Consider the following 3,212-nt stretch of genomic DNA (forward strand, 5'->3'; position numbering starts at 1 on the left):
GCTGGAAGGCTTATTATTACACTATGCATGTGCCCACCGGGCCAAACTGGGATTCGGTAAAGGCGGACATCGAAGTCATCGTATTGGGCGATTTCGACTATTTTGGAAATGCTCGGCTTTATCATTACGCCCATAAGGCCGATATAATTCGAATGCTGGTGCTGAACCGCGTCGGCGGGGCTTATCTCGACATCGACACTATCACACAGCGTTCCTTCGAAGAACTGCGTCAATATGAGTATGTGATGGGGGTGCAGGCGGCAGGTCCAGATTCGTCGTCGGGTTTATGCAATGCAATTATGTTTGGAAGAGCCAGCGCAAGTTTTTCGACGCGCTGGTTGGGTGAATACGACTATTTCCGTTCTAGGGGGCGCGACGACCTGTGGGACTACCATTCGGTGAAGCTGCCGGTGCAACTGGCCGCCGCCCACCCGAACGAATTGTTGGTGCTCGACTATCGGGCATTTTTCTATCCGCTATGGGGCAATATAAAACGAGCAATGTTCTCCGAGGCGAGCGCGATTTATGCGGATGACCTTGCTTGCGCCTATTGTTTCCATTTATGGAACGGTGCGACGCATGAGTGGTTGGAGAAAATTGACCTCTCATTCGTGCGTACGTCGAACTCGATTTACGCGAAGATCGCCAGGCTGGTTGAAGGTGTCTCATTCCAGGCTGAGCGACCAGGGGGCAAGGTAACTCAATGAAACTTCCTCTGGTTTCCTTGGTTATTCCAACAATGAATTCTGCCGAGCATATCGCTGAAACCATGTATTCGTTACTGGATCAGGTTTACGAATCGTTCGAACTGATAGTTGTTGATGGCGGCTCTACTGACACCACACTTGAAATTGTCTCGGATTTCAACGACGGCGATATCCAGATTATTGAATTGCCGCAGGGGTTAGGAATCGCTAAAGCGCTTAACGTTGGCATCTCCGCGGCGCAAGGCAAGTTCATTGCGCGGATGGATGCTGACGACGTGATGTATAAGTGGCGATTACACGACCAAGTACGTCATCTCCTTACTCACCCACATGTCGATATGGTTGGCACAGGTGTGGACGCTTTTGGCGAGCATGAAGGCGTCTACCGCAGCCCCCTGAATTACGAAGATATCAGAAACGAGTTTCTCGTTAACAATCCATTTTTTCATCCAACAGTGATGTTCCGGCGCGAACTGGCAGACAGCCAGCTCTTTAGGTATGATGAAAGCTGCTTCTTCGAAGAGGATTATGAGTTGTGGGGTCGGCTCATTCCGAAAGTAGTCTGCGAAAACCTGAATCAAAGCTCACTGAAATACCGAATTCGTGCCAACAGCACCCAGTGGGATCCGCGCAAGTACCGTTATAAACAACATGCATTGATGGGCTTCTGCGAAGCCATCGGCCTAACCGACGACACGCTGATCGAAGCACTTGCTGAATTCCAATGTGGCGGCTTCATCCGGCACGAACACTATGTGGCGATGCGCGACTATGCCCTTTCGGCAAACAGCTTGGCGATGCCACGTCTCGGCTGGCTTCACGACGCCCTATTGCGTGAGCGCAATTATGCCAGCTTCACCCGTTGGTTCCGGTCGGCCAAGGGTTGGCCTGGATAGCCGCGACCATGATGACGTCAGGGCCAGATGAGCCCCTCCCCCAGCCTCGCGATTTTGAGTGGCTGCGCGTCGTAGCCTTGGCTTGTTGAGCCACTCTCAATGAGAACGGCGAGAGACAGGTCAGCCTCCCCGAGAACGACTCGTTGAGCGCGCGCGATCTGACACTCCGTCAGCGTCATTCGCGGACGCTTACGGCAAGTCAGATTAAAGGATGGTCCCCGCAGCAGAATTTTACCTGTTCAGAGGATGACTTCAGCACCTATATCTGTTTCTCGGTAATGAGCAGTCCTTGATTTTCCATTGGGCGGACAGCTCTATCCCCTTGATTTTTGGGGGTATTGCAACTATCATCGGAGCCGCAGATTCCGATGCCCTCATCGAGGCAGATTGGGTGTTTCACGAGTTTTCATCGTTTTGATCTGCACGTGTAGTCAGAGGGAAAGAAAATATGGCGAGCTTGGCGCTTGAATATGTTTCCTTGTCGGGACTTAACGTAAAAGTAGATTCCGAAAAATATTCACCTCGAATGGTTGAGGCGTTTCATACGGGCGAGTATGAAGCAAACGAGCGGCATTTTTGTACGCAGTTTTTCGGCCCTGGTGACCGTATACTCGAAGTTGGATCGTCTGTCGGAGTAGTGAGTATGGTTATGGCCCGTATAGTGGGGGCTGATAACTTCGTTGGTTATGAAGCGAACCCTGAACTTATGCCGGACGAGCTTGAGAATTTTCGTAACAACGGCCTAAATTTGTACTATCACACTGGAGTTTTGCGTAACCGTGTTCGTGGTGGCGCCGGCGAACCAGTTGATTTTTACATTAATAAGGATTTCTGGATTTCAGCGCTCGAGCCCTCGGGCAATTCCATTCGCACTGTACAGGTACCGATGCTGTGTCTGGAAGATGAGATTCAAAAGTTCGGCGCCAATGCTCTAATGATGGATATCGAAGGAGCAGAATGTGAACTGCTGCTCTATGCAGATCTTACCGGTATAAATAAAATTTTTATGGAGCTGCACTATTGGCCATCCCGAGCCGCAGCGAACAAGATGGTGCGCTATCTCATCAATGAAGGTTTTAGCTTCGACCTGCCGAATTGCGCAGGCCATACAATATCGTTTCATCGGGGACTGGAGCCGGCTGTCTAATCCACTTTTGGTGGACCTGTTCCGTCACTCCGCGCCCGCGAGTAGCGGCGTCGATTAGCCGGGATCAAACCGGCCGAGGATATTCTCGCCAAGATCGACCGGTCGCCTGCCCTCCCTGTATGAGTCGGTGCATTAGCATCAGGGAAACCGACATCAATTCACCGCCTTGTCCCACTAAGCTCTCAAGATCCCGGAGCAGCGCGTCGTGAGGTCGGCTCTTTTGGGAGTCTCTGAGATTGGCCAAGCTGCCGCACACCTCGCCCCGATTGATATTCCGCAGCTGACCTCGCGCACCTGCGGAGCTCGTGAGAGAATAATAGGGTATGCGGGCTGACGTGTCATACTGTCGGTTGGGCTCCGCGCCAAGCTTGTCGAAGGCCTCAGAGGCCTGACACATATGCCAACGGGAGCGCCCACTTTTTTGATGCACAGGGCATACCGGCTCACTATGGTTGGCGGGAC

3 protein-coding genes are annotated in these 3,212 nt (G+C 51.9%); all 3 read left to right on the forward strand.

The features are described from left to right. On the forward strand, positions 1 to 707 hold a 707-nt coding region (locus M0974_RS10825), incomplete at its 5' end, for a glycosyltransferase (RefSeq protein WP_297836091.1). Then, entirely contained in the window at positions 704 to 1,603 is a 900-nt protein-coding gene (locus M0974_RS10830; protein ID WP_297836093.1) for a glycosyltransferase, read from the forward strand. The genes M0974_RS10825 and M0974_RS10830, both read left to right, overlap by 4 nt. 448 nt (positions 1,604 to 2,051) lie before the next feature. Beyond that, positions 2,052 to 2,750, forward strand: coding sequence for an FkbM family methyltransferase (locus tag M0974_RS10835; protein ID WP_297836095.1), 699 nt, complete (start codon positions 2,052 to 2,054; stop codon positions 2,748 to 2,750). Positions 2,751 to 3,212 lie beyond the last annotated feature (462 nt).

Origin of the sequence: Pseudomonas sp., from assembly GCF_026224925.1 — a bacterium.
Taxonomy (GTDB): Bacteria; Pseudomonadota; Gammaproteobacteria; order Pseudomonadales; family Pseudomonadaceae; genus Aquipseudomonas.